This window comes from Flavobacterium sp. I-STPP5a (assembly GCF_009764685.1).
Taxonomy (GTDB): Bacteria; Bacteroidota; Bacteroidia; order Flavobacteriales; family Flavobacteriaceae; genus Flavobacterium.
Map to the genome: position 1 here is coordinate 1 of NZ_VHLM01000054.1, position 2,951 is coordinate 2,951.

3 protein-coding genes are annotated in these 2,951 nt (G+C 33.4%); 1 reads left to right on the forward strand and 2 read right to left on the reverse strand.

The window, feature by feature from the left end; all coding sequences use genetic code 11:
• Both FJV36_RS09830 and FJV36_RS09835 read right to left on the reverse strand, forming a co-directional pair.
• Nucleotides 1-146 (reverse strand): DUF4372 domain-containing protein (locus FJV36_RS09830; protein ID WP_158981057.1); only part of this gene is annotated, 146 nt, incomplete at its 3' end.
• Between the two features lie 299 nt (nt 147-445).
• Nucleotides 446-1,012: a hypothetical protein gene (locus FJV36_RS09835; protein WP_158728225.1), complete on the reverse strand. Its 567-nt coding sequence runs from the start codon at nt 1,010-1,012 to the stop codon at nt 446-448.
• Nucleotides 1,013-1,274: 262 nt separating this feature from the next.
• Here FJV36_RS09835 and FJV36_RS09840 point away from each other — a divergent pair, with 262 nt between their 5' ends.
• Nucleotides 1,275-2,870, forward strand: coding sequence for an IS1182 family transposase (locus FJV36_RS09840; RefSeq protein ID WP_158728224.1), 1,596 nt, complete (start codon nt 1,275-1,277; stop codon nt 2,868-2,870).
• The last annotated feature ends 81 nt before the right edge of the window (nt 2,871-2,951 follow it).

A 2,951-nucleotide genomic window follows, 5' to 3' on the forward strand; every position in this document is an offset into this window, starting at 1 on the left:
AACTGGCAGAAAAGCATTGAAATTAAATGATTCCAACTACTGAATCCTTTATTGTGCTTGTCGGTTTCTTTCCTTGCAACTATTTTGCTGAATTTTGAACGATCTAATTTTGAAATTATTTGAGAAAACAAAGTTATATTTGACATAGAAGAGGGCTTTTTTGTTGTGCAACTCAAAGTTAATTTGAGATACAAAAATTACCCTCTTTTTCTTTTCTTTTTTTAAATGTTTAGGACGCTATTGGTCTGCAATTATAGATTCTTTTTCTGTTAAAGTGTCTTTCATATTTCGGTTCTCTAAACTGTTTGCCAACGTTCTCGCGCTACAGCGGGTTTGGGACTAAATTAAGCCCTATTTTCGGATTTGCCAAATCATCCAAATACAAAACCAATTTTTCCATTAAGCCAATTGCCCAAATCCGTTGTAGCGTGTGTTAGCAGTAGTCTTAATATTTATTTCGATTTATAGTTCCGTGACATAATTTAATTGCTTCTTCAAGATTAAGTCTATGTTTTAGATTTAATGTTGATATTTTTTTACTATCAATTTCAGTTTTCTTATGAAATGATTTATCAATTAAATCATATTGTAAGATTGAATTTTCAAGTTTTTTATTTCTAATATTATTGTCAATAACTGATAGGAAAATATAGCAAATGTTTTTAGGCATAACAGACATCGTATCAACTTTATCTTTTAATAAATAGGAAGCACAAGAATATTTATTATGCTTTGTTTTTATGCTAAATAGACTTTGTTCATTTAGTTCGTCTTCTTTGTATTTTATTCCATTTACAGGAAGTTTTATTAATTTCTGAGTTGGATTATAAATTTTAACTACTAAATGAACGTTTTCTTGTTTTGGAAGTTCAGGTACTGTTTCAATAATTACTTTTTCGATTGAAAATTCTAATTTATTTAAAGTGAAAATTTCGCTGTCCAAAGTTGAGTTTTTATCTTTTTTACAAGATATTAAAAGTAATAAAATGAATATTTGAATTAGTTTTTTCATAAAAATCTTAATAACTTTTATTTATGTTAAAACGCTTGTTTCTAGGTTATTGCGAAAGATTACTGCTAACGTTCCCGCGCTACAAGCAGTTTGGGACTAAATTAAGCCCTATTTTCGGATTTGCAAAATCATCCAGATACAAAACCATTTTCAAATTAAGCCTAATGCCCAAATTGCTTGTAGCGTGTGTGCTTGTTGCACAACTCGAACAAATATATAAAAAAAAACTTGCAAAAAAGTAAAAGAAATTGTATTTTTAACTATGCAAGGAAGAAAAGAACTCACGCCAAAAATGCTCTATCAAGTTCATTTACAGGACCTGATTCCTGAGCATAATTTTTATCGATTGCTTGATACAGCTATCGATTTTCATTTTTTATATAAAGCTACTGCAAAGTATTATGGAGACGAAGGACAGGAGAGCATTGATCCCGTTGTGTTTTTCAAAATCTGTTTGGTAGGCTATTTAAACAACATAAATTCGGATAGGAAACTCATCGAATATTGCTCAAATTGTTTAGATGTTCGCCTTTTTATTCGGTATGACATTGACGAAGCATTGCCTTGGCACAGCACCATTAGTCGCACGCGTCAGTTATATGGTGAAGAAGTGTTTTTAAGTTTGTTTAAAGCCGTTTTAAAACTATGTGTTTCCAAAGGTATGATTCGCGGCAAGCGTCAAGCCGTGGACAGTGTTTTTATCAAAGCCAATGCCTCTATGGATAGTTTGGTAGAGAAAGAAGTATTGGAAGATGCCAGTGCCTTTGTAGATGAATTAGAAGAAAACAGCGAATTTAAAACTACCAGCACTAGAAAGAAACTAGTAGAACAACACCATAATTGGAAAAAAGAAGCTTACAAGAGCCAACCCAATCCTAACTTCAACATTGATAAAGTAGATGAACACGGCAATTCAATACGTCCGAGATTTGTATCGAATCACACCCATTATTCTCCCACCGATTCTGATGCTAGGGTAAGTGTAAAACCAGGAAAAGCAAGACAGTTAAACTATTTTGGACAAATAGCTGTAGACGATGCTCATCATGTAATAACAGGCGCCTGTTCTGATTTTGCAGACAAACGCGATAGTCAGTGCGTGCAAAAAATAGTAGAATTAACAGAGGAAAATCTAAATGAAAATGGCATTGAATTAGAAGAACTTTTAGCCGATGGAGGTTATAGTAGTGGAGAAGCGTTAAAATATTTGCACCAAAAAAACATCGATGCCTATATTCCAAACTTCGGACAGTACAAACCCGAGCGAGAAGGTTTTATTTTCAACAAAGAACTCAACCAATATGAATGCATCAAAGAAGGTTCCAACAAAGCCATTTTACTCTTTAAAGGCGAAAAGAACGATAGCAAAAGCTACACCAAAAACAGCTATCGAAGTAGTGAGCGCGATTGCAAAAACTGTCCACTACGAGAACAATGCTGCGGAAAAAGCACTAAGTATAAAAAGATAGATCACAGCATCCACAAGGAACACTACGATCGAATGCACCAAAAACTGACTCAAAACGCACGCTATGCCAAGCAAATGGTGCGAGTGAGAAGTAAAACCGTAGAACCAGTAATAGGAACGTTGGTCAATTTTACCAATATGAAGCGCGTAAACACAAGAGGAATCAAGCAAGCCAACAAACACGTTTTAATGGCAGCGTTGACCTATAATCTTAAGAAATACTTGAAGTTTATCACCAAAAAAACAAAAACAAAAGCCGGAGTTGTAAGTGAAATACAAGCAAAAGTACCAACTTCTCTAAAAACAGCTTTCATTGACTTGAAAACTGACTTTTTAAGGCATTTTATTTTTACAAACTACAACCTAAAACCAAAAATAAACCTCGCTTAAAAATCCTTAAACGAGGTTGTTTTTTACGCTTATCTTGAAATTTTACTTTTTTAAGAGAGTTGCGCAACAGCTACGTGTGTT

Coding starts and splice junctions, on each gene's coding strand:
- FJV36_RS09835 (WP_158728225.1), bottom strand. CDS start 1,012: ATGAAAAAACTAATTCAAATATTCATTTTATTACTTTTAATATCTTGT.
- FJV36_RS09840 (WP_158728224.1), top strand. CDS start 1,275: ATGCAAGGAAGAAAAGAACTCACGCCAAAAATGCTCTATCAAGTTCAT.